Annotated in this window: 24 protein-coding genes; 19 read left to right on the top strand and 5 right to left on the bottom strand. The window is 72.4% G+C overall.

The window, feature by feature from the left end; genetic code table 11:
* Positions 1-97 precede the first annotated feature (97 nt).
* A complete protein-coding gene (locus tag AB0M16_RS28450) occupies positions 98-1,309 on the bottom strand; it encodes a pyridoxal phosphate-dependent aminotransferase (RefSeq protein WP_365347843.1) in 1,212 nt (403 codons plus the stop codon).
* Between the two features lie 117 nt (positions 1,310-1,426).
* On the opposite strand from AB0M16_RS28450, the gene AB0M16_RS28445 reads away from it, so the two are divergent.
* Together AB0M16_RS28445 and mptB are read left to right on the top strand one after the other, a co-directional pair.
* Positions 1,427-1,873: a hypothetical protein gene (locus tag AB0M16_RS28445; protein WP_365347841.1), complete on the top strand. Its 447-nt coding sequence runs from the start codon at positions 1,427-1,429 to the stop codon at positions 1,871-1,873.
* Between the two features lie 44 nt (positions 1,874-1,917).
* Entirely contained in the window at positions 1,918-3,360 is a 1,443-nt protein-coding gene (mptB, locus tag AB0M16_RS28440) for a polyprenol phosphomannose-dependent alpha 1,6 mannosyltransferase MptB (RefSeq protein ID WP_365347839.1), read from the top strand.
* Between the two features lie 96 nt (positions 3,361-3,456).
* Here mptB and AB0M16_RS28435 read toward each other — a convergent pair whose 3' ends face one another.
* On the bottom strand, positions 3,457-5,064 hold the full coding sequence (locus AB0M16_RS28435; protein ID WP_365347837.1) for a D-aminoacylase: 1,608 nt from the start codon (positions 5,062-5,064) through the stop codon (positions 3,457-3,459).
* A 16-nt stretch (positions 5,065-5,080) separates the two neighbouring features.
* A complete protein-coding gene (locus AB0M16_RS28430) occupies positions 5,081-6,367 on the bottom strand; it encodes an amino acid deaminase (RefSeq protein WP_365347835.1) in 1,287 nt (428 codons plus the stop codon).
* Between the two features lie 156 nt (positions 6,368-6,523).
* Here AB0M16_RS28430 and AB0M16_RS28425 point away from each other — a divergent pair, with 156 nt between their 5' ends.
* The 4 genes from AB0M16_RS28425 to AB0M16_RS28410 all read left to right on the top strand — a co-directional run bounded on the left by AB0M16_RS28425 (position 6,524) and on the right by AB0M16_RS28410 (position 9,445).
* A complete protein-coding gene (locus AB0M16_RS28425; protein ID WP_365347833.1) occupies positions 6,524-7,639 on the top strand; it encodes a sugar kinase in 1,116 nt (371 codons plus the stop codon).
* On the top strand, positions 7,636-8,415 hold the full coding sequence (locus AB0M16_RS28420; protein ID WP_365347831.1) for an IclR family transcriptional regulator: 780 nt from the start codon (positions 7,636-7,638) through the stop codon (positions 8,413-8,415). The genes AB0M16_RS28425 and AB0M16_RS28420 overlap by 4 nt, the downstream gene beginning before the upstream one ends.
* Complete coding sequence (locus tag AB0M16_RS28415; RefSeq protein ID WP_365347829.1) at positions 8,412-8,822, top strand: RidA family protein; 411 nt, start codon at positions 8,412-8,414, stop codon at positions 8,820-8,822. Before AB0M16_RS28420 ends, AB0M16_RS28415 begins: the two co-directional genes overlap by 4 nt.
* Positions 8,823-8,914: 92 nt before the next feature.
* Positions 8,915-9,445: a hypothetical protein gene (locus AB0M16_RS28410; protein WP_365347827.1), complete on the top strand. Its 531-nt coding sequence runs from the start codon at positions 8,915-8,917 to the stop codon at positions 9,443-9,445.
* A gap of 4 nt (positions 9,446-9,449) precedes the next feature.
* Here AB0M16_RS28410 and AB0M16_RS28405 read toward each other — a convergent pair whose 3' ends face one another.
* The gene (locus AB0M16_RS28405; RefSeq protein WP_365347825.1) at positions 9,450-10,835 is read right to left on the bottom strand and encodes a M14 family metallopeptidase; all 1,386 of its coding nucleotides are present in this window, start codon (positions 10,833-10,835) and stop codon (positions 9,450-9,452) included.
* A gap of 206 nt (positions 10,836-11,041) precedes the next feature.
* Positions 11,042-12,934 carry a glycoside hydrolase family 18 protein gene (locus AB0M16_RS28400; RefSeq protein ID WP_365347823.1) on the bottom strand — a complete coding sequence of 631 codons (1,893 nt, stop codon included), beginning with the start codon at positions 12,932-12,934 and terminating at the stop codon, positions 11,042-11,044.
* A 117-nt stretch (positions 12,935-13,051) separates the two neighbouring features.
* Between AB0M16_RS28400 and AB0M16_RS28395 the strand changes: the two genes are divergently transcribed.
* The 13 genes from AB0M16_RS28395 (at position 13,052) to AB0M16_RS28335 (ending at position 22,958) form a co-directional block, all read left to right on the top strand.
* Positions 13,052-13,918: a hypothetical protein gene (locus AB0M16_RS28395; RefSeq protein ID WP_365347821.1), complete on the top strand. Its 867-nt coding sequence runs from the start codon at positions 13,052-13,054 to the stop codon at positions 13,916-13,918.
* Between the two features lie 140 nt (positions 13,919-14,058).
* Positions 14,059-14,763, top strand: a complete 705-nt coding sequence (gene cpaB / locus AB0M16_RS28390; protein WP_365347819.1) for a Flp pilus assembly protein CpaB — start codon at positions 14,059-14,061, stop codon at positions 14,761-14,763.
* Positions 14,764-14,769: 6 nt separating this feature from the next.
* Positions 14,770-16,023, top strand: a complete 1,254-nt coding sequence (locus AB0M16_RS28385) for a P-loop NTPase (protein ID WP_365347817.1) — start codon at positions 14,770-14,772, stop codon at positions 16,021-16,023.
* Between the two features lie 2 nt (positions 16,024-16,025).
* Positions 16,026-16,409 carry a TadE/TadG family type IV pilus assembly protein gene (locus AB0M16_RS28380; protein WP_365347815.1) on the top strand — a complete coding sequence of 128 codons (384 nt, stop codon included), beginning with the start codon at positions 16,026-16,028 and terminating at the stop codon, positions 16,407-16,409.
* 215 nt (positions 16,410-16,624) lie between these two features.
* Complete coding sequence (locus AB0M16_RS28375; RefSeq protein ID WP_365347813.1) at positions 16,625-16,972, top strand: TadE/TadG family type IV pilus assembly protein; 348 nt, start codon at positions 16,625-16,627, stop codon at positions 16,970-16,972.
* Positions 16,969-18,315 (top strand): CpaF family protein, encoded by a 1,347-nt coding sequence (locus AB0M16_RS28370; protein ID WP_365347811.1) that lies wholly within the window; start codon positions 16,969-16,971, stop codon positions 18,313-18,315. Before AB0M16_RS28375 ends, AB0M16_RS28370 begins: the two co-directional genes overlap by 4 nt.
* A gap of 11 nt (positions 18,316-18,326) precedes the next feature.
* Positions 18,327-19,274 (top strand): type II secretion system F family protein, encoded by a 948-nt coding sequence (locus AB0M16_RS28365; protein WP_365347996.1) that lies wholly within the window; start codon positions 18,327-18,329, stop codon positions 19,272-19,274.
* A 12-nt stretch (positions 19,275-19,286) separates the two neighbouring features.
* Complete coding sequence (locus AB0M16_RS28360; RefSeq protein ID WP_365347809.1) at positions 19,287-20,174, top strand: DUF5936 domain-containing protein; 888 nt, start codon at positions 19,287-19,289, stop codon at positions 20,172-20,174.
* A gap of 11 nt (positions 20,175-20,185) precedes the next feature.
* Positions 20,186-20,761 carry a response regulator transcription factor gene (locus AB0M16_RS28355; protein WP_365347807.1) on the top strand — a complete coding sequence of 192 codons (576 nt, stop codon included), beginning with the start codon at positions 20,186-20,188 and terminating at the stop codon, positions 20,759-20,761.
* A gap of 96 nt (positions 20,762-20,857) precedes the next feature.
* Positions 20,858-21,088 (top strand): Flp family type IVb pilin, encoded by a 231-nt coding sequence (locus tag AB0M16_RS28350; protein WP_365347805.1) that lies wholly within the window; start codon positions 20,858-20,860, stop codon positions 21,086-21,088.
* Between the two features lie 53 nt (positions 21,089-21,141).
* Entirely contained in the window at positions 21,142-21,741 is a 600-nt protein-coding gene (locus tag AB0M16_RS28345; protein ID WP_365347803.1) for a hypothetical protein, read from the top strand.
* Positions 21,742-21,763: 22 nt separating this feature from the next.
* Positions 21,764-22,345 carry a hypothetical protein gene (locus tag AB0M16_RS28340; protein WP_365347801.1) on the top strand — a complete coding sequence of 194 codons (582 nt, stop codon included), beginning with the start codon at positions 21,764-21,766 and terminating at the stop codon, positions 22,343-22,345.
* Positions 22,346-22,355: 10 nt separating this feature from the next.
* A complete protein-coding gene (locus AB0M16_RS28335) occupies positions 22,356-22,958 on the top strand; it encodes an OmpA family protein (RefSeq protein ID WP_365347799.1) in 603 nt (200 codons plus the stop codon).
* The last annotated feature ends 5 nt before the right edge of the window (positions 22,959-22,963 follow it).

Raw genomic sequence — 22,963 nt, 5'->3', positions numbered from 1 at the left:
CGTCCGAAAAGGGTGGGTCAAGAATTCGGCCGACGGTCCGCCGCGTGCCCCGCGTGCGGCCGGCAGGTGCCCGGAGCGCCGCCTGGAGGGACGCCGCTCAGTGCTGGCTGTAGCCGTCCAGGAAGTTCCCGATCCGGGTCACGGCCTCCGCCAGGTCGAGGGCGTTGGGCAGGGTCACGATCCGGAAGTGGTCCGGCTCGTGCCAGTTGAAGCCCGTCCCGTGCACGACCATGATCTTCTCGGCGCGCAGCAGGTCGAGGACCATCTGCCGGTCGTCCTTGATCTTGTAGACGGCCGGGTCGAGCCGCGGGAAGAGGTACAGCGCCCCCTTCGGCTTCACGCACGTCACGCCCGGGATCTGGGTCAGCAGGTCGTACGCCACGTCCCGCTGCTCCAGGAGCCGGCCGCCGGGCAGGACCAGGTCCTCGATCGACTGCCGCCCCTGCAGTGCCGCGGCCACCGCGTGCTGGGCCGGCATGTTGGCGCACAGGCGCATGTTGGCCAGGATCGTCAGGCCCTCGATGTACGAGGAGGCGTGCGCCTTCGGGCCGCAGACCGCGAGCCAGCCGGAGCGGAAGCCGGCGACCCGGTAGTTCTTGCTCATCCCGTTGAAGGTGAGGACGAGCAGGTCGGGGGCGATGGCGGCGGTGGGGGTGTGGGTCGCGCCGTCGTAGAGGATCTTGTCGTAGATCTCGTCCGAGCAGACCACCAGGTTGTGCCGGCGGGCGATCTCCGTCAGCCCGCGCAGCATCTCGTCGTCGTAGACGGCGCCGGTGGGGTTGTTCGGGTTGATGATCACGATCGCCTTGGTCCGATCGGTGATCTTCCGCTCGATGTCGGCCAGGTCCGGCATCCAGTCCGCCTGCTCGTCGCAGCGGTAGTGGACGGCCGTACCGCCCGCGAGCGACACCGACGCCGTCCACAGCGGATAGTCGGGAGCCGGTACGAGGACCTCGTCGCCGTCGTCGAGCAGCGCCTGCATCGCCATCTGGATCAGCTCGGAGACGCCGTTGCCGAGGTAGATGTCCTCGACCGACAGGGGGATGCCCTTGGTCTCGTAGTGGCTCATCACCGCGCGGCGGGCCGACAGCAGGCCCTTCGCGTCGCCGTAGCCGTGGGCCTCGGCGAGATTGCGCAGCATGTCCTCGAGGATGGCCGGCGGGCACTCGAAGCCGAAGGCGGCCGGGTTGCCGGTGTTGAGCTTGAGGATGCGGTGACCGGCAGCCTCCAGCCGCATCGCCTCCTCGAGCACCGGACCCCGGATTTCGTAACAGACGTTGGCGAGCTTCGTGGACTGGATCACCTGCATGACGAGAGCTTACGGCGGTGCCGGACGCGACGCTCCGTGTTTTGGGACACGTCGGGCGGTCGTGCCGGTGTGACCCAGGTCGCTCGCCCGCTGTCGTGCTCCCTACAATCACGGCTCGTGAGCCAGTACGACACTGGGGGCGCGGAGCTCCCGAGATCCCACCGTCGGCACGCGTCGAAGCGGCGCGGGCCCGGCCCGCTCTGGATGGTCGGCAGCGGTGCCGTCGTCGTGATCGGCGTCCTCGCCGCCGTGGCGGGACTCGACTCCGGGCCGGCCGGGCGGTCCCCGGCCGTGGACGACGGGCATCCGGGGATGCCGGCGCTGATCCAGCGGGACGAGGGGGCGACGGACGGAGCCTCCGAGGAGGCCTCGGGCGGGGGAGGGGATTCCGGCGGGCCGGCGCCCTCGACCCACCCGGCCGGTCCCTCGGGCTCCGCGACGGCTCCCACGGCCCCGGCGACGACCGGCACCGCGACCCCCGGGGGTGAGCCCACCGCCACCTCGGAGGGGCAGCACCCGGGGAGGTCGGGCTCGGCGCCCGGCAACCAGAAGAAGCCGAGGTAAGCGGGCGGGGACGCGGGCGGGGCCGCAGGATAGGTTGTCCCGTCATGTGGGTTCTCAGCACCGCCGGATGCCGGTGGCTCGGCGCGATCGGATCGCTCGCCGTCACCGTCGGCGGCTGGGCCGCCGGGTCCCTGCCCGAACGCGGTGGCTGGGGCCTGTGGGAGCCGCGCGGCTCGGCCGTGACGGTGGCCGGCGCGGTGCTCGCCTACCTCGGCCTCACCCTGCTGATCGCGGCCTGGTGGCAGTACGGGCGCCTGCTGGCGGCCGGCGCCGCGGACCGCGTCGGGGCCACGCTCGGCTGGTGGGCGGCCCCCCTCGTCCTGGCCCCGCCGCTGCACAGCGCCGACGTCTACAGCTACATCGCCCAGGGCGCGATGGTCCTCGAAGGCCACGACGTGTACGGGGCCGGGCCGGCCGTCCTCGGCCCCGGCGATCTCGGTGCCGACGCGGCCGCGAGCGTCGGCGGGCACTGGACGCACACCCCCGCGCCCTACGGGCCGGTCTTCCTCGTCCTGGCCCAGGCGGTCGTCAAGCTCACCGGAGGCGCGGTCGTCCCGGCCGTCCTGGGCATGCGGCTGCTCGCGCTCCTCGCCCTCGCGCTGATCGTGTGGGCGGTCCGGGGCCTCAGCGGCGCCCGCGGGCCCGGAGCGCTGTGGCTCGCGGCGCTCAACCCGCTGCTCCTCGTCCACGTCGTCGGCGGCATGCACAACGACGGCCTCATGGTCGGCCTCCTCCTCGCGGGCGTGCTGCTCGCCGTGCGGGGGCGGTGGGTGGCCGGGAGCGTGCTCGTCGGCCTCGCGGTCATGGTCAAGTCGCCGGCGGCGGTGGCGCTGCTCTTCGTCGGCGTCCTGGTCGCACGGCGGACGGGCGGGGCGCGCGGGCTGCTCAAGGGCATGCTGCCGGGGGCCGTCGCGGCGGCCGTCGCCACGGCCGCGACGCTCGTCGCGGGCACCGGCTTCGGCTGGCTCCGCACGCAGAGCGTGGCCGGGACCATCCACACGGCGCTGTCGCTCACCAGCGACCTGGGTCTCGGCCTCGGGCTGCTGGTCGGGGACGACCCGGAGCCGGTGAAGGGCGCGGTCGGGAAACTGGGCCTGCTGATCGCCCTGGGGATCATCGCGCTCCTGGCCCGGCGTGCCTGGACGGGGCGCACGGACGTGGTCCTGGCCCTGGGGCTGGCGCTCCTCGCGCTCGTCGCGCTGTCCCCGATGGTGCAGCCCTGGTACGTGCTGTGGGGCACGTGCGCGGTCGCCGCGGTCGCCTGGGACACCCGCGCGGGGCAGTTCCTCGCCGTCCTGTCCGCCGCCCTGACCTACGAGACGGCTCCTTCCGGCCACACGCCCTGGTACGGCTTCGCGCTGATGGGGGCGGCGCTGGCGGCGGGCGCGCTGTGGCTGCGCCGCGAGCCCTGGCCGCCGCGGCTCGGGGCCGCCCCGTCCCAGGACCTGCGCCCGACGCCGGCGCAACGGACGCGGCGCACGGGCTGACGGCCCGGCGCCCGCGGTGGCCGAACTCCCCGGTTGCCGATGCCCCCGGTGGCCGATGCCCCGGTTGTCGCGGGAGCCGGGGGGCGGAGGGTCGCGTCAGTGGGGCGGGGTGCGGCGCAGGGCCCGGCCCGGGAGGGACGCGGTGCGACGGCCGTCCTCGATGACGAAGCGGCCGTCGACCAGGACGTGGGGGATGCCGACGGGGAGGGTCCTCGGGCTCGCGTACGTCGCCGCCGAGGCGACCGTCAGCGGGTCGAACAGGACCAGGTCCGCCACGTGGCCCTCGCGGATCAGGCCCCGGTCCGGGAGGCGGAGGCGGCGGGCGGGGCGGGACGTGAGGTGGGCGACGCAGTCCTCCAGGGTGAGGACGGACTCCTCGCGGACGTAGCGGCCCAGGAACTCCGGGAAGGTGCCGTACGCCCGGGGATGGGGCTTGGCACCCTGGAGGATGCCGTCCGAGCCGCCCGTGTGGACCGGGTGGCGCATGATCGCCCGGACGTTCTCCTCGTGGCCCACGTGCTGGAGGATCGTCGGTCCGAGGCCGTCCTCCAGCAGCAGGCGGCGGGCCGCCGGCCAGTCGGGGAGCCGCCGGCCGACCCAGGACGCGAGGGCGGGGTCCGTCACGCCGGAGATCTCGATCGTGTCCCACTCGACCGGCACCCCGTGGCAGCCGTCCGAGCCGATCTCCTCCAGGTGGTGCCGGATCCGCTCCGCCGTCCCCTCGTCCCTCAGCCGGGCCAGGAGCGCCTCCGGGCCGCCCTCGTGCGCCCAGCTGGGCAGCACCGCGACGAGGGTGGTGCAGCCGGGGGTGTACGGGTACGTGTCCAGGGTGATGTCGGAGCCCTCGGCCAGCGCCGCGTCCAGGAGCGACAGGAGCTCCGGAGCCCTTCCCTCGTTCACGCCGAAGTTCAGCGTCGCGTGCGCCAGGTGCAGCGCGCAGCCGGCGTCCCGGGTGAGCCGGACCATCTCCTCGTACGCCTCCAGCGCCCCCGCCCCGTACGAGCGGTGGTGCGGGCAGTAGTAGCCGCCGTAGCGTGCCACCACCCGGCACAGCTCGGTGAGTTCCGCGTCGGGGGCGTACATGCCGGGGGTGTAGGTCAGGCCCGAGGACATGCCGAACGCGCCCTGCTCCAGGCCCTCGGCGACGAGCTGCCGCATGCGGTTCAGCTCCGGCTCCGTCGCGGGGCGGTCCGCCCAGCCCATCGCGTACATCCGGACCGTGCCCTGCGGGACGAGGTAGGCCGCGTTGACCGCGATGCCGCGCCCGCCGTGCGCGCCGTCCAGGCGGTCCAGGTACTCGCCGACCGTCCGCCAGTCGAGGTCGAGGGTCGTGTCCCCGGGCGCAGCGCCGTTCCAGCCGGAGATCGCCCGGCGCACCTCGTCGAGGGTGCGGTCGTCGACCGGCGCGTACGACAGGCCGTCCTGGCCCAGGACCTCGAGCGTGACGCCCTGCGCGGCCTTCGCGCTGTGGTCCGGGTCGCGGAGCAGCGCGAGGTCGCTGTGGGCGTGCATGTCGATGAATCCGGGGGACAGGGCCAGGCCCTCGACGTCCACGACGCGCCGGGCGGTGGGGCGTTGGCAGCCGGCCGCCGCGCCCTCCTTGACGATCGCGGCGATCCGGCCGCCGTCGACGGCGACGTCGGCCCGGTAGGACGGGCCGCCGCTGCCGTCGACGACCTCCGCGTCGCGGAAGACGAGGTCCATGGGTGTCCTGCCTCTCCTAGAAGAAGGTGCGGATGTAGTCGACGACCGTGCCGTCCGCCTCGACCAGCGGGATCAGCTGCCACTTGTCGAAGGACGTGCACGGGTGGGACAGGCCCATGCCGAGCCAGTCGCCGACCTCCAGGTCGGCGCCCTCCGCGGTGCGTACCCAGGCGTGCTGGTCGGACAGGGCGGTCACGGTGAGGCCGTCGGCCGGGCGGATCTCGCCGCTGCGGGCGTCGCGCACGACCTGCGCCTCGGGCAGGTGGAGGTCGTAGGCGGCATCGCGCTTGCCCGCGTTGGTGAAGGCCTGCTCGGGGGTGGGGCGGGAGACGACCTGGGACCAGAGCCGGAACGCGGGCTGGAGCGCGCCCTCCTCGGGGATCCGGTTGAAGGGGGTCCGCTCGCGGTACTGGCCGTCGTCGTGGGAGACGTACGCGCCCGAGCGCAGCAGCTTCAGGACGGGACGGGAGAGCTCCGGCACCTCGGCGAAGACCTCGGCGACCGTGTCGAACCACTCGCTGCCGCCGGCGCTGACCACGATCTCCGGCAGGTCGGTCGCGAACCTGCCCGCCTTGTCGAAGGCGATCGCGAGCCCGACGAGCCGGTGCAGCCATGCCCGCACCCGGGTGGCGTCGGCCTGCGGCATCGTGGCCTCGTAGCCCGCCACGCCCACCAGCCGCAGCCGGTCCGTGGAGGCGACGGCGTCGGCGACGGCCTCGCACTCGGCCTCGGTCCGCACCCCCGTCCGCCCGGCGTCGGCCGCGCCCAGTTCGACGACGACGTCGACGGCGCGGCGGGCGCCGGCCTCGGTCAGGGCCGCGTCCATCAGCTCGACCCCGCGGACGGAGTCGACGTAGCAGACGAGGTGGAAGTCCGGGTCGGCGTCGAGCTCGGCGGCGAGCCAGCGCAGGGCGACGGCGTCGACGAGTTCGTTGGCCAGGAAGATCCGGGCGATGCCGTGGGCGCGGTAGACGCGGGCCTGGTGGGGGACGGCGGCCGTGATGCCCCAGGCGCCGTGCTCGATCTGGCGGTCGAAGAGCTGCGGGGCCATGGAGGTCTTGCCGTGCGGCGCGAAGGCGAGGCCGTGGCGCTCGGCGTAGGTCTCCAGGAGGCGGAGGTTGTGCTCGACGGACTCGGCGGAGAGGGCGAGGACGGGGGTGGTGAAGCCGCCGGTGAAGAGGTTGCGGCGCTGCGCGGCGAGCTCGCCGACGGTGAGGCCCTCGGCGTCCGGGGGGAGCGCCTTGAAACGGTGGTCGACGCGCTCCTGGGCCAGGTCGGGGGCGGTACCGGTGGCGGCGGACATGGTTCCTCCTCGTCGAGGTCGTCGCACTGCTGCGTGCTCCTACGTTGTTGCAGCATGTGCAACGGTCATTGCGTATAACGCTTGCGGCTGTCTAGCATCCGGGCCGGAGCCGGGTCAACGGACCCGTGCTCCAGGACGCCGCGAAGGAGCCCGAAGGTGACCGGAACCCCGCCGGACGTCGTGTGCCTCGGCGAGTCCATGGTCACCTTCCTGCCCACCCGGCCGGGCCGCCTCGCCGACGTTCCCTCCTTCGACCGTGCCATCGGCGGCGCCGAGTCGAACGTCGCGTGCGCGCTCGCCGCGGCGGGGTACCGGGCGAAGTGGGTGGGGCGGGTGGGCGACGACGGCTTCGGGGACCACCTGACGGAGGCCATCGGGGCTTACGGCGTCGACGTGTCCGCGGTCGTCCGCGACCCGGCGCGGCCGACCGGCGTCTACTTCCGCACGGCGACCGACCGGGCCGCCCACGGGCACGAGACCGCGTACTACCGGGCCGGGTCGGCGGCCTCGGCCATGTCGCCCCGGACCGTGCCGTACGGGACGCTCGCCGACGCCCGCATCCTCCACCTGTCGGGCATCACGGCCGCCCTCTCCGACTCGTGCCTGGCCCTGATGCGCGCCCTGACCGCGCGGTGCGGGTGGCCCGGGCGGCGTCCTCCGGTCTCGTTCGACGTCAACTTCCGCCCCGGGCTGTGGGCGGACGCGGCGGCCGGGGGCCGGGTCCTGCTCGACCTCGCCCGGGGCGCCGACCTCGTCTTCGTCGGCGCCGACGAGGCGGAGTCGGCGTGGGGCATCGGCGATCCCTCCGCGATCCGGGCGGCCCTGCCGGAACCGGCGGTGCTGGTCGTGAAGCGGGCCGGGGACGGCGCGACGGTCTACGCACGCCGCGCCGACGCCCCGGCGACGGTCTACGCACGCCGCGCCGACGCCCCGGCTCCCGGCGGTGCGGGCCGGGGCACGGACGGGGCGGCGGCCCGTGACACCGTCACGCACGTCCCCGCCCCCCGCGTCGACGTCGTCGCCCCCGTCGGCGCCGGCGACGCCTTCGCCGCCGGGTTCCTCGCAGGGACCCTGCGCGGGCTCGGCGTCGCGGCACGGGCGCGGCACGGGCACCTGATGGCCGCCGCCGCCCTGACCGTGCCCGGGGACATCGCCGCGCCGGCCGGACGCGCCCGCCTCGACCGCCTCGTCGCCCTCGACGACGAGGCCTGGGGGACACTTCACCTCGGCCCCGGCTGGACGGGGGAGGACCAGGAGGTACGTACGCCATGAGCCAGACCGTCGACCGTGCGCTCAGCATCCTGCCGCTGCTCGCACAGGGCCCCGCCGACCTCGGGCAGGTCGCCGAGCGGCTCGGCGTGCACAAGTCCACCGCGCTGCGCCTCCTCCGTACGCTCCACGAGCACGGCCTCGTCCACCGCCAGCAGGACCAGCGCTACCGCCTCGGCGCCCGCCTCTTCGCCCTCGCGCAGGAGGCCGTCGAGAACCTCGACGTCCGCGAGATCGCCCACCCCCACCTCGCCGCCCTCAACGAGCGGATCGGCCACACCGTCCACCTCGCCGTGCACGAGGAGGGCGAGGTCCTCTACATCGACAAGGTCGAGAGCCGATACCCGGTCCGCATGTACTCCCGGATCGGCAAGCCCGTCGCGATCACCGTCGCCGCCGTCGCCAAGTTGCTCCTCGCCGACCTGCCCGAGCCCGAACGCCGCGCCCTCGCCGCCAAGCTCGACTACCCCATGTACACGCCCCGTTCGACCCCGAACGCCGCCGCCTTCCTCAAGGAGCTGGCGACCGTACGCGAACAGGGCTGGGCCACGGACCTCGGCGGCCACGAGGAGTCCATCAACTGCGTGGCCGCGCCCGTCCGAGGCGCCGACGGCCGGGTCGTCGCCGCCATGTCGGTGTCCGCGCCCAACGTCGTCGTCACCGCCGAGGAACTCCTCGCCCTGCTTCCGTTGGTGCGTCGCACCGCCGACGACATCAGTCGTGAGTACTCCGGCTCCGCAAGCAACCGCCCGAACACCGAGGACCAGGACCGCACATGACCGAGAAGATCGCCCTCACGCCCGCCACCCACACCGCCCCGCCCGCCCAGTTCTCCCACGGCGTGAAGAAGGGCAACATCCTCCAGGTCGCCGGCCAGGTCGGCTTCCTGCCCGCCGCCGAGGGCCGGCCCCCGACACCGGCCGGCCCGACCCTGCGCGAGCAGACCCTCCAGACCTTCGCCAACGTCAAGGCGATCCTGGAGGAGGGCGGTGCCACCTGGGACGACGTCATGATGATGCGCGTCTACCTCACCGACGTCGACCACTTCGCCGAGATGAACGAGATCTACAACGCGTACTTCGAGGAGCAGGGCCTCAAGGCGCCCGCCTCGGCCCGTACGACGGTCTACGTCGGCCTGCCCGAGGGGCTCCTCATCGAGATCGACGCCCTCGCCGTCCTCGACTGACCGGCCGGGCGTCGAAACCGCGGCTCCGCCCCGGCCGTTCCACCGGCCGGGGCGGCTGCCGCCCTCACAGGATCGTCGGCCATACTCGCGGTGTGGAGCAGCGCACAGGACCCAGCATCCAGACCGTGCCCGGTGTCGCGACCGACCCGGCGTCCGTCCCCGGCATCACGGCCCCCCGCCCTGCCGGACCGCGGGAGGGGGCGACGCCGCCGGAGGACGTCGCCGTCGGGCCCGCCGACGCGGCCCCGGTCTCCGGGACGGCGGACGCCACGGCACCGGCCCCCGAGGACGCCGTCGAGGACGCCGCCGTCGAGGACGGCGTGGCGGACGCGGTGCCCGACGGCCCCGTGTTCGAGGCGGCCGACCGGCGCGCCCGGATCGTCGCCGACGCGGCGGGGGTGCGGCTGAGCCTCGACGAGGAGAGCTGTGAGTTCCGCTGGGACGAGATCGGCGCGGTCGAGACCACGACGGCCCGCTTCGGCAAGCGGTTCACGGTGACCGTGCACACCCCCGACCGGCGCTGGTACCCGATCGAGATCGACGCACCGGCCAGGGACCGCGTCAAGGAGTGGGAGTCCCTCCTCGACGCGGTCCTGGACGCGTACTTCGACGAGAACGCCTAGCGGATCAGCAGTACTGCGCGGCCTTGCCGATCGAGCGGTACATGCAGTCCGCGTTCTCCAGGAGCTGGAGGACGGCGTCCCGGTTGCGGCTGGTCTCCCGTTCGATCACCTCGTCGGGCGGGTAGAAGCCGCCGTTCCAGGACGAGGTCGGGTACATCTCGAAGGTGTACGCGAAGATCTTCTGCGCGCCCCAGAGGTAGTCGTCGATCGACCCGTCCGTGATGTAGAGGTCGCTGGACTGCTCGGGGGTGTAGCCGTTGCTCGACGCCATCTTCTGGCCGACCGTGGCGAAGGCGTCCCGGTCGTCCTGGGTCATGCCCGGGGCGGTGTCCGCGTTGGTCCAGCCGAAGGGCCACAGGACCAGTTCGCTGTACGTGTGGAAGTCGATGCCGGCCTTGATCTGCTGCTTGCCGCCCACGACGCGGGAGCGGACGAAGTCGGCGACGACCCTCACCTCGGGGGCGGACTCGGCGGCCGTGCCGCGGTAGGTCTCGGAGCTCTTGGAGCCGGAGGAGCCGCCGCAGCAGCCCCACTTGTAGTCCCAGTTGCGGTTGAGGTCCGTGCCGACGTACGAGGAGCCGGAGTTGGGCTGGCGGTTCTTGCGCCAGCTGCGGTAGGAGCCGCTGGCGATGTCGTACTCGCCGCCGTCCGGGTTGAGGTCCGGCACGATCCAGATCTCGCGGTTGTTCACCATGTTGGTGATCCGGGAGTCCGTGCCGTAGCCGGCGCCGAGCTCGCGCAGCAGGTAGAGCGCCATCTCGACGGTGAGGTGCTCGCGGGCGTGCTGGTGGTGGGTGAAGAGGACCTCGGGCTCGTTCTCGTCGGTGCCGACGTTGTCGCTGATCTTGATCGCGACGATGTCGCGGCCCTGGTACGTCTTGCCGATGACCCGCTTGTTCATGATGGACGGGTAGGCGGCGAGGCGCTGGTCGATCTCGGAGTTCATCTCCGCGTGGTTGTGGTATTTCGCGTCCGCGGAGGGGAAGTCGAGCGGGCCCGCGGCGAGGCCGGGGGTGTTCCGCTGCGGCGGGCCGGGCAGGGCGACCGGCTCGTAGCCGAGCGCCTTGAGGTGCTTGAGCTGGGTCGCGTTGGCGCTGACGACCACCGTGCGGGCGTCCACCTCGTCGATGGAGACGCCGGTGGCGGTCAGGGCGGAGCGTTCGGCGGCCGTGGCGGGTCCGGCGATCTCGTACTGCCGGATCACCTCGTCCGCGGCGGCGGTCGGCGCCGGGTCGGCCCCGGCGGGTGTGGTGAGGGCGGTGATCGGCGCCGCGAGGGTGAGCGCCAGGAGGGCCGCCAGGACGGCGGACCTCCGTCCTCGGGATCCGGGGGAGCCGGCAGATCCGGGGGATCCGGGGGATCCGGGGGTACCTCGGGTACGAAGTCGCATGCTGTCTCCTGGGTGGGGAGTGTGGGGAGTGCGACAGACGATCGTCGTTCGTCGGACGTCGTACGGGTGCTGACATGGTGAGCGCATGACATGAACCGGTCAAGCAGTCAAGTTCGGCCATATTCTCCCGCTCCCGCTCCCCGGAAACGGCGCAGCGCCGCCGGGGGAGCGGCGGCGCTGCGTACGGATTCCCCCGAAGGGCGCAGTTACGGCAGGTTGTGGACGTGCGGGCCGACCGCGTTGGACCAGGCGTTGCCGGCCGTCGCGTCCCAGTTGGTCGACCAGGTCATCGCGCCGCGGATGTTCGGGTACGTCTGCGCGGGCTTGAAGGTGCCGCAGCCGGTGCCCTTGGCGAGGCAGTCGAGCGCGTTCTTCACGATCTGCGGGTCGACGTAGCCGCTGCCCGCACCCCGGGTCGAGGCGGGCACGCCCAGGCCGATCTGGGAGGCGTCGAGGCCGCCCTGCAGCTGGATGCAGGCGAGCGCGGTGAGGAAGTCCACCGAGCCCTGGCTGTAGACCTTGCCGTCGCAGCCGAGCATCGAACCGCTGTTGTAGTACTGCATGTTGACCACCGTGAGGATGTCCTTCACGGCGAGCGCGGTCTTGAAGTACTCGGTCCCGGTGGACTGCATGTCGATGGTCTGCGGGGCCATCGTCAGCACCATCGATGACCCGGCCTTGGCGGACAGCTGGCGCAGCGCCTTGGTCAGGTACGTGGAGTTGATGCCGTGCTCCAGGTCGATGTCGACGCCGTTGAAGCCGTACTCCTGCATCAGGGCGTACGCGCTGTCGGCGAAGGCGGTGGCGGAGGCGTCACTGTTGATGGTGACGTTCCCCTTCTCGCCGCCGACCGAGAGGATCACGGACTTGCCGGCCGCCTTCTTGGCCGCGACGTCGGCCTTGAAGTCGGCGACGGAGGCGTAGCCGACGGCCGGGTCGAGGTTGAAGGTGAGCTGGCCGGGCGTGGTGGTGGCGTCGGCGAAGGAGACGGCGATGATGTCGTACTGCGACTGCACGTCCCGCAGCTTCTGCACGGTGGCGCCGTTGTCGAAGTTCTGCCAGTAGCCCGTCAGCGCGTGCTTGGGCACGGCGGGGCCGGGGCCCGGGTTGGTGACCTCGGCGGTCCTCGCCGGGACGGCGGCCGACTTGGGGGACTCGCCGGCGGCGTTGGTCGCCGCCACCTGGAACTGGTAGGTGGTGTTGGCGGACAGTCCGGTGACGGTGGCCGAGGTGCCGCTGACCGTGGCCGCGAGGGCGCCGTCGCGGTAGACCTTGTAGCCGGTCGCGTTGGAGACCGCGCCCCAGCTGAGGGAGGCCGAGGACGAGGTCACGGTGCCCGCGGCGAGACCGGTCGGCGCGGCCGGGATCGTCGGGGCCGGGTCGGTGCCGCCGCCCCCGTCGGGGCCGAAGACGTTCACGTCGTCGACGGAGTACGCGGCCGTGCCGTACCACCCGTGCGTGTAGATCTGCACCGAGGTGGTGCCGGCGCCGGTGGTGAAGGTGGTCGTCAGCTGCTTCCAGCTCGCGCTGTCCGGCGTCCAGGTGGAGACGTCGGTGGTGCCGGTGCCGCTCGCGCCGAGGTACGCGTAGCCGCCCTGCACCCAGGCGCTCAGGGTGTACGTGGAGCTCGGCTTCACGGCCACGGTCTGCACGCACTTGGCGTTGTCGAGGCCGGCCGGGGTGGCCCGCAGGGCGCCCGCTCCGGTGCGTACCGGCGAGGAGACGACGGCGCCGCTGCCGGCGGAACAGGACCAGTTGGCGAGCCCGTTCTCGAAGCCCGCGTTCTTGGCGACGTTGACGTCCGCGGCCTGGGCGGTGCCGGCGCCGCCGACGAGGACGAGTCCCGTGCTCAGGGCGAGCGCGAGCGCCGCTCTCGTGGTCGCGGCTCTGGTGGTGGTGCGGTCCACGTGGTGCCTCCGGGGGAGTGGGGGAAGGGGAGGCCGTACGCCTTCGTACGGGGGTGCGCCTTCGTACGGGGATGGTGGTGCGGAGGTGGGGAAGGGCGGGGGCCACCGCTGGGGGAACAAGTTGGTCCAGACCAATTGGCTTGTCAAGACCTCTGACAGGAACCGCAGTTCAGAGCCGACCGGGTCCGTCATGAATATGACGGAGCTTGAAGGATTGTGTGTTCACCACTCCAGTGGCCTGGATAAGGTGCAGTCGCGGTAACGCTGCGAACGCAGCTAGTGATCAGTGAGGGATCGGGGGAGCCCGACGTGCCGACAGCCATTGCGGTCACCAGCGCCGACCTGGTGCTGCCGCCGACCGACCCGCAGACGCCCCCCGCCGCCGTCCTGCCCGGCCCCGACGCCCGGCCGCTCGACGCCACCCTCGCCGACGTACGCCGACTGCTCGACCAGCAGGGGCATTTGATCGTCGTCTGCCCGAGCTCCGTACCGGCCGCGACCGCCCAACGCCTGCACGCCGTACGGTCCCTGCTCGAATCCGACCGGATCGCGATCGTCCGCACCGCCCTGCCACCCCTCGGGGCCGCCGTCCTCGTCCGGCAGCTGCGTCAGCTCTCCGCCTGCGACTTCAGCCCCGGCGTCCTCGCCTCCGCCGCCCGGCTGCTCACCCACTACGTGTACGCCGGAGCCGTCCTCGGCTCCGTGGCCAAGCTCGACCACGTCCCCGTCGGACTCACCTCCCACGTCAAGGGCTGGCTCCCCGGCGCCCACTTCGCCGTGCTCGCGGGACCCGCGCCCCAGCTCGTACGGATCGGATCGGGCGGGTCCGGCGGGTCCGGCGGCGCGGAGGAACTGGCCGGGCCCGAGTTCACCACCGACCTCGTCCTCGCCCGGGGCCAGCTCCAGACCGACTGGCCCACCGCCGCCCTCGCCCCCCGCTGGCAGGTCCGTGCCGTCCAGGAGGCCGCCCTGCCCGAGTCCTCGGCCCGCTGGTGGGGCACGGGCAGGCTCGTCGAGTTCGCCGCGTACCTGCCGGACCTGCCCGTCCTGCACCACCTGGTCTCCTCCGTGCGGCGCGAGTCCTGCCACTGGTGCCGGATGGAACTCATCGGCGACCGCTGCGGCTTCTGCGCCGCACCCCTGCCGACGGCCCAGCCCGCCACGGCGGCCGGCTAGCGCCGACCGTCACCGGCCCCACCGGCCCCGTCCGCCCCGCCCGAAAACCCGCCCCGCCCGACCACCCGCCCCGTTTGCCCAGCCCCGTCCGCCCCGCCCCGTCCGTCGCGTCACCCGTCCACGATCGAGGTAGTACGGCCATGAACTCCCGCCAGCGCCGTGGCGTCATCCTGCTGCTGCTCTCCGTCCTGTGCGCACTCGGCGCCTTCGCCGGCGTGCTCTCGGTGATCAGCGACGTGAACTCCAAGGTCGGGCCCGAAGTGACGGCGTACCGGGTCAAGGAGGACGTCGCGCCCTACAAGACGCTCGGTCCCGGCCAGTTCGAGAAGGTCACGATGCCCGAGCGCTGGCTGCCGGCCACCGCCGTCACCGACCTCGCCCAGACCGAGGGCAAGATCGCGGTCACCACCCTCAAGAAGGGGTCGCTCCTGCAGCGGGACATGATCGTCGACCGCCCCGCGCTCGCCGCCGGGCAGCAGGAGATCGCCATCATGATCGACGCCGCCACCGGCGTCGCCGGCAAGATCACCCCCGGCTCCAGCGTCAACATCTACGCCACCTTCGCCGGCGAACGCGGCGGCCAGGCCGCCCAGTCCAAGCTGATCGTCGCCGGCGCCCGCGTCCTCGACGTCGGCCCCCTCACCCCGATCGGCGCCGGCCGCGAGGAGCGCAGCAGCCGCGCCACCGAGGCCGTCCCGATCACCTTCGCGCTGTCCACGGCCGACGCCCAGCGCGTCGCCTACGCCGAGTCCTTCGCCGAGCACGTCCGCCTCGCCCTCGTCGCCCCCGGCAGCACCCCGCCCGACCCGCGCGACCGCACCTACACGCTCGACAAGGACAAGTGAGGCCGTATGACCACGAGGATCCTGCCGGCGGTCGGCGACCCGGACGCGGCCCGCGCCGTCACCACCCTCATCGGCCAGCTGCCCGACGCCGAACCCGCCGGGCCCGTCACCGACTCCACCCAGCTCGTCGACACCCTCGCCCGGCTCGCCGCCGAGTCCCTCGACGAACTCCCCGAGGTCGTCCTCGTCCACGAGCGGATCGGACCCGTACCGGCCCTCGAACTCGTCCGCGAGGTCGCCCTCCGCTTCCCCGCCGTCGGCGTCGTCCTCATCACCGCCGACGCCAGCCCCGTGCTGTTCTCCGCCGCCATGGACGCCGGCGCCCGCGGCCTCGTCACCCTCCCGCTCGGCTACGAGGAGCTCGCCAGCCGCGTCCAGGCCGCCGCCCAGTGGTCCGCCGGCGTCCGCCGCCACCTCGGCGGCGGAGCCGACCAGCTCACCGGACCCGGCGGCAGGGTCGTCACCGTCAGCGGCGCCAAGGGCGGCGTCGGCACCACCGTCACCGCCGTCCACCTCGCCCTCGCCGCCCGCGCCTCCGGACACACCGTCGCCCTCGTCGACATGGACCTCCAGGGCGGCGACATCGCCTCCTACCTCGACGTGCAGTTCCGCCGCTCGCTCGCCGACCTCGCCGCCATCACCGACATCACGCCGAGGGTGCTGCAGGACGCCGTCTACGTCCACGAGACCGGACTCTCCCTGCTCCTCGCCCCCGGCGAGGGCGAACGCGGCGAGGAGGTCACCGACCGCTCCGCCCGCCAGATCGTCAGCGCCCTGCGCAGCCGCCACGAGGTCGTCGTCGTCGACTGCGGCACCCACCTCGACGCGGCCGGCGCCGCGGCCGTGGAGATGGCGGACGCCGCGCTGCTGGTCACGACCCCCGACGTCGTGGCCGTACGCGCCGCCAAGCGGGTCGTCCGCATGTGGGACCGGCTCCAGGTGCGCAAACCGGAGGAGACCACGGTCCTCGTCAACCGCCACCACCGCGCCACCGAGATCCAGCCGGCGCTCGTCCAGAAGATCACCGGCACCCGGATGGCCGGCATCTCCGTCCCGGCCAACTTCAAGGAACTCGCCGCCGTCGTCGACGCCGGCCGGCTGCACGACCTGGACGCCCGGTCCTCGGTCAAGCAGGCCCTGTGGGCGCTCGCCGGGGAGCTCGGTCTGGTCAAGACCGGGGCGGGCACCCCGGGCAAGGAGCTCGTACGCGGCGGGGACCGGGGCGCCCTCGGGCTGCGGCGGCGCGGGGCAGGGCGATAGGCGTGCGCGGGCCGTGGCGGGAGGAGCGGGGGCGGGACGACAGCGGGCAGGTGGCGGTCGAGTTCGTCGGCATGCTGCCGCTGATCCTGCTCACGCTCGTGCTGCTGTGGCAGTGCGTCCTGATCGGCTACACGTACACCCTCGCCGGCAACGCGGCGGACGAGGCCGCGCGGGCCTACGCCGTCGGCGACAGCTGCGGGGAGGCGGCGCTGCGCCATCTGGACGGGGCGTGGCGGTCGGGCGCCGCCTCGGACTGCCGGCGCGCGGACGGCATGGCGCAGGCCAGGGTCAGCATCCGCGTTCCCGTGCTGTTCCCGGGAGCGATCAGCTTCCCCTTCACGGTGGACGGCGAGGCCGCGGCGGTATGGGAGGGGGACGAGCGATGAGACGTCTCTGGAGCTGGAGCTGGAGCTGGAGCTGGAGCTGGAACCAGAACCGGAACAGGAACCGGAGCTGGAACCAGAACCGGAACCGGAACCGGAACAGGAACCGGAGCTGGAGCCCGAGCCCGAGTCCGAGCCCGAACGGCAGGTCGAACCGGGGCCCGCAGCCGGGCCGGCGCCGGGCCCGGAAGCTGGCCCGGCAGCGGGACCGTGGGCAAGTGGCCGTCGAGTACCTGGGCTTCCTGCCGCTCCTGCTGCTGATCGGCCTCGTCGGCGTCCAGCTCGGCATCATCGCGTACGCGGCCCAGCAGGCCGGCACGGGAGCGCGGGCGGCGGCCAGGGCGGCGAGCGTGGACGACCCGGACTCCGTACCCGGCCCCGAGGCGGCGGGTAAGGCGGCGATGAGCGACTGGATCGCGCGCCGCAGCCGCGTCGACGAGGCCGACGGCACCGCCACCGTCACCGTGCCGATCCCCTCGCTCATCCCCTTCTGGAGCTTCGACGACGTGAAGAGGACCGCCACCATGCCCGTCCCCGATTCCGCGTCCGAGGAGGACCGACGATGAGCCTGCGGTCCCGCATCAGCACCCCCGAGGACCACGGGTCCCCCGGCGCCGGACGGGAGGACGGACACCTCGTCGCGTCCTTCCGGGCCAAGCTCCTGGAGGAGATCGACCTCACCGAGATGTCCGCGCTCGCCGCCGCCGAGCGGCGGGCCCGCCTGGAGCGCGTCCTCGGCCACATCATCAGCCGCGAGGGCCCGGTCCTCTCCACCGCCGAGCGCGCCCAGCTGATCCGCCGGGTGGTCGACGAGGCGCTCGGACTCGGTGTGCTCGAACCGCTCCTCGAAGACGCCTCCATCACCGAGATCATGGTCAACGGCCCCGACCAGATCTACATCGAGCGGGCCGGCCGGGTGGAGCTGCTGCCGTTGCGCTTCGCCTCGCACGAGCAGCTGATGCAGACCATCGAGCGGATCGTCTCCACCGTCAACCGGCGCGTCGACGAGTCGAACCCGATGGTCGACGCGCGGCTGCCGTCCGGCGAGCGCGTCAACGTCATCATCCCGCCGCTGGCCCTCACCGGCGCCACGCTCACCATCCGCCGCTTCCCCCGCGCGTACACCCTGCACGAGATGATCGGCCTCGGCTCGATCGACGAGCAGATGCTGCTCCTGCTGTCCGGGCTCGTGCAGGCCAAGTTCAACATCATCGTGTCCGGCGCCACCGGCACCGGGAAGACGACCCTGCTCAACGCCCTCTCCGGCCTCATCCCCGAGGGCGAGCGGATCATCACCATCGAGGACTCCGCCGAGCTCCAGCTCCAGCAGTCCCACGTGATCCGCCTGGAGGCCCGGCCGCCGAACATCGAGGGCCGCGGCCAGGTCACCATCCGCGACCTGGTCCGCAACTCCCTGCGCATGCGCCCCGACCGCATCGTCGTCGGCGAGGTCCGCGGCGGCGAGACGCTCGACATGCTCCAGGCGATGTCCACCGGCCACGACGGCTCCCTCGCCACCGTCCACGCCAACTCCGCCGAGGACGCCCTCATGCGTCTCCAGACCCTCGCCTCCATGTCGGAGGTCAAGGTCCCCTTCGAGGCGCTGCGCGACCAGATCAACAGCGCCGTCGACGTCCTCGTCCAGCTCACCCGGCACCCCGACGGCACCCGCCGGGTCACCGAGATCGCGATCCTCGCCTCCAACGGCCGCGAGCGCTACCTGCTCGCCACCGTGTGCCGCTTCAACGCCCAGCCGCTGACCGCCGACGGGCGGGTGTACGGCGAGTTCGCCTACCACCCGCTGCCGCGCAGGGTCGCCGAACGCCTGTACATGGCGGGTCAGCCCATCCCGCAGGCCTTCGGCGTGGCCGCGACCGACGCGCACCTCGCCACGCGGGAAGCGAAGTAGGGGGAGGAACGATCGTGAACCCGACACTGCTGACCGTGGGCGTGGCGCTGGTCGCCGGCGTCCTGGCCGTGATCGGCGTCCAGCTGTACGCGAGCGGGGCCGCGCAGCGGACCGCGCTGATCGCCCGCCTGTCGCAGACCGCGGGCGAGGCGGGCGACGGCGAGGGCCGACGCAGGCGCCCCTTCCGGGGCATCGACCGGCGGGTGCGGCGCACGAGGTTCGGGCGCAAGCTGGAACTCCGCATCTCCGCCACAGGACTGGACCTGACACCGGGCGAGTTCGTCGTCTCCATGGCGATCGCGGTGGCCGTGCTGTGGACCGCCGGGCAGGCCCTGCTGTCCCCGTTCTTCGGGCCGATCTGCGGCTTCCTCGGGGTGTGGGTCGCCATGGGCTTCCTCAACTGGCAGCGGCAGAAGCGCATCGAGAAGTTCATCAACCAGCTGCCCGAACTGTCCCGCATCCTCGCCAACGCCACCCAGGCCGGCCTCGCGCTGCGCATGGCGCTGTCGCTGGCCGCCGACGAACTGGAGGCCCCGGCCGGCGACGAGCTGGAGAGGGTCGCCCAGCAGCTCGCCGTCGGCACCTCCGTCGACGACGCCCTCGGGGAACTCGCCGAACGCCTTCCCTCCCGCGAACTCGTCGTCCTCGTCACGACGCTGGTCCTCGCCAACCGGGCCGGCGGCACGGTCGTCTCCTCGCTGCGCAACCTCACCGAGACGCTGGAGGAACGCAAGGAGACGAGGCGCGAGGTCCGTACGCAGCTGTCGCAGGTGAGCATGACCGCGTACGCGGTCCCGGTCATCGGCGTCGGATCGCTGCTGCTCATCGACAACATGCAGCCCGGAGCGCTGGACCGGATGACCGGCTCGGGACTCGGCCAGCTGGCGGTCGTCCTCGCCTTCGGACTGTACGGGGTGGGATTCATGGTGATCCGCCGGCTCGCGAAGATCGACGTGTAAGGGACCGGAACCGTGGACCTCCTCCTCGCCCTGCTCGCCGGCCTCGCCGTCGCCGGCATCTGCTACGGCATCCGGCTCTACCGCGCCGACGCCAAGCTGCCCGGCGACCTCCAGCTCGCCCTGGAGGTCGGTGCCACCCGCACCGGCGCCGTCGACTCGGTCGTCGACCGCCTCGGCATGCGCTGGTCGCCGACCGTGCTGCGGCTGATGGGCCCCAAGCGCGTCAACGCGGTCCGCCGCCGGATCGACCTCGCCGGAAACCCCGGCGGCCTCACCATCGACCGGTACGGGGCGCGGCGCGCCGTCTACGGCGTCCTGGGCGGCTTCGGCGGCCTGCTGATGCTGAGCAGGGGCTCCGTCCTGGTGGCGGTGCTGCTGTTCGCCTTCGGTGTCTTCTGGACGGAGGTCGGCATCTGGTCGGCGGTCCGCATCCGCAAGGACCAGATCGAACGCACGCTGCCCGACTTCCTCGACGTCCTGGCCGTCGTCGTCTCGGCCGGCCTCGGCTTCCGCCAGGCCCTGGAACGGGTCGCCGACAAGTACGAGGGCCCGTGGGCCGACGAACTGCGCATCACCCTGCGCCAGATGGACATGGGCGTCAGCCGCCGGGAGGCCTTCGACGAACTGCGCCGCCGCAACGACTCCGAGCAGGTGGCCCAGTTCGTCACCGCGCTCCAGCAGGGCGAGGAGCTGGGCGCGCCGATCGTCGACACCCTGATCCAGATCGCCAACGACATGCGCCGCACGGACGCGCAGAACGCGCGGCGCAAGGCCGCGAAGGCCGTGCCGAAGGCCACGATGGTCATCACGACCCTGATGGTCCCGGCCACGATGATCCTGCTGGGCGCGGGCCTGTTCCTCGGCACGGGCACCGACTTCGGCTCGATCACGGGCGAATGAGGTCGCGGCCGATGCGGAGAGTCGTGGTGGTGGCGGAGAACCCGGTGGTGCGGGCGGGCCTGGGGGTGCTGCTCGCCGCGCACCCGGACGTGGAGGTGACGGCGCAGGTCCCGGACCCGGCGACGGGGCTCGCGGCGGCCCGCGGGACGGCCCCCGACCTCTTCGTCCTCGACGGAAGCCCGGCGGACGTACGGCACTTGAGCCCGAGGGCCCCGGTGCTGCTCCTCACCCACACCCCGGCACGGGCCACGGGCGCGGCAGGGCACCTCGTCCACGGGACCTTCGACGAAGCGGAACTGCTGCGAGCAGTGCGTGCGACTGCACATGCTAGCGGAGCCTCAACTGTCTCCAATATACTGCGCTTCAGAAATCCAGCTTCGCAGGTGCAACGGTTCGGACTGAGTGCCAGGGAGGTGGAGGTGATGGACCTGATCGCCTCCGGCATGACCAACCAGCGGATCGCCACCACCTGCTCCATCACCGAGAAGACCGTCAAGAACCACATCAACCGCATCTTCGCCAAACTCCACAGCACCACCCGCGGCGAAGCCATCGCCTCCTGGCTCGGCACGAGGACCGCCTCATGACGCCGACTACGCACCGTGATTGGGCCTACGGACCCTGTGAACACCCCGCCTTCCGGGCGTACCCTGCCCGAGTCGCCGGACTCGGAGGGGAACACGATGAACGACGCGCTGCTGAAGGCCCTGACCAAGGCCAGGGTGCACGCGGGAAGTTGGTCCAGGGACAGGGGCGATCGAGGGCAGACTGCGGTCGAGTACCTGGGGATCATCGTGGTCGTGGTCGCGATCGTGGTGGCGATCTCGGGGACGAGCATCGGGCAGGACATCAAGGATGCGATCAGCCGGAAGATCACCAGCTTGACCGGTGGCGGCTCCGGTTCGCATCCCTGACGGTTCAAGGGAGGGGTGACGCCGGGCAGGCCTTTCCGGTCTACATCGCGGTGATGGCGGGACTGTTGTTCCTCGCGTTCGTCTATTTCGCGGTGGCGCAGGCAGCGGTCACCCGCGGTGGTGGCCAGACGGCGGCCGACGCCGCCGCACTTGCCGCGGCCCAGGACGCAAGGGAGCAACTGCGGGACGGCTGGCTCGATGTGATCCTCGATCCTGCCGAATGGGACGGCTATCTGCACGGCGATGGATATCTGGCCGATCAGGCGTGTCGACAGGCGGAACTGTTCGCCGCGAGAAACAGGGCCGAAGTGCCTGATGGCGGCTGCACCCCTGTCGAGAAGGGATTCCGGGTACAGATCCGCACCCTCGACGCGGTAGGTGTCCCCGGTGCGGACAAGCAGCACGCTGTCGCGAGCGCGACGGCCGTCCTGGAACCTCGCTGCTCCTTCGACGTACCCGAGCCGACGCCCCCGCCGTCCCCCACCACGCCCACACCGACCGGTTCTGCCACGCCGGAGCCGACCCCCACCCCGAGTCGGGAGCCTGAGCCGATCACCGGCCTCGTGTGCGGCGGCGTCGAGTGGGTCATCGACCCGGATCACCCGCGGCTGCCCGACGCTGCTGACCTGTTCACTGTTCGACTTGCCGACTGACGAGCGAAGGACCTTGTTTCTCATGAACGTTCGGTACGCGAGGAAGGCCCGCAGGGGGGCGGCCGTGGCCCTTGCGGCTGGACTGGCTCTCATCGTGACGGGGTGCGGCAGTGAAGAGCAGCCGAAGAAGGAGCAGCAGGCCGCGAGCTCCGCGTCGCCGAGCACGGGCGGTCAGGACGAGAAGCCGTCCCCGTCGAACGAGCCGGCCGAAGTCCTGGCCGTCCTCAAAGGGCAGGAGGGGCTTGAGCTGACGGTCAACTCGGCCAAGCGCGACGCGGGGGGTTTCATCACCGTCAGCGGTGTCCTCAAGAACACCTCGGGCGACGTCGCCGTCGTCTCCTCCCATCTGAGCGGCGACGAGACAGAGATCATCAAGCACGGCAATTCGCTCGGCGGCGCCACCCTCCTCGACTCGGCCGGGAAGAAGCGTTACTACGTGCTCCGCGACACTGACGGACGCCCCCTGACCACCACCCGGCTCTCCAGCCTCGACTCCGGTGCGGAGACCCCCGTCTTCATGCAGTTCCCCGCCCCGCCCCCCACCACCACCGAGGTCTCGCTCCAGCTCCCCACCTTCACCCCCGCCACCATCAAGCTCTCCTGAGAGCGCAGCCATGACGACGACATCCCGCCGCCTCGCCGCCCTCGCCACTGGTCTTGTGTTGCTGTCCGGTGGGACCGCGCGCGCCGACGATCCCCCCAACTCCACCTCCAGCGGCTCCCCGCCCCCCGCCATCGACGCCACCTCGCCCGCGCTGATGCTCCCCGACGGTGCCACCCTCGCGCCCGCCAAGGTCCTCGACATCAAGCAGATCGTCGAGGAGGAGGGCGGCGAGCAGCGGCGGGAGGACACCAATGTCGACGTGACCTTCGCGCTGCAGGCCGAGGTGCTGTTCCCCAAGGACAGCGCCAAGCTCAGCCCCGCCGCGACCGCCCGTATCGCCGCGATCGCCGCGGAGATCAACAAGCAGGCGTCCAGCCGGGTCCGCGTGTTCGGGTTCACCGACGACCTGGGGACGTACGAGCACGGGCTGAAGCTGTCCAAGGAGCGGGCCGACGCCGTGCAGCAGGAGCTGGCCAAGAACCTGAACCCGGGCACCACCTTCGACATCCGCGGGTACAGCGAGGACTATCCGATCGCCGACAACTCCACCGAGGAGGGCCGCAAGAAGAACCGCCGCGTCGAGGTCTCCTTCCCCCGCACCTCCGGCGGGTAGCGGGG

This window comes from Streptomyces sp. NPDC051921 (genome assembly GCF_040680975.1).
Lineage (GTDB): Bacteria > Actinomycetota > Actinomycetes > Streptomycetales > Streptomycetaceae > Streptomyces.
This window is presented reverse-complemented; position numbering and strand designations above follow the sequence as displayed.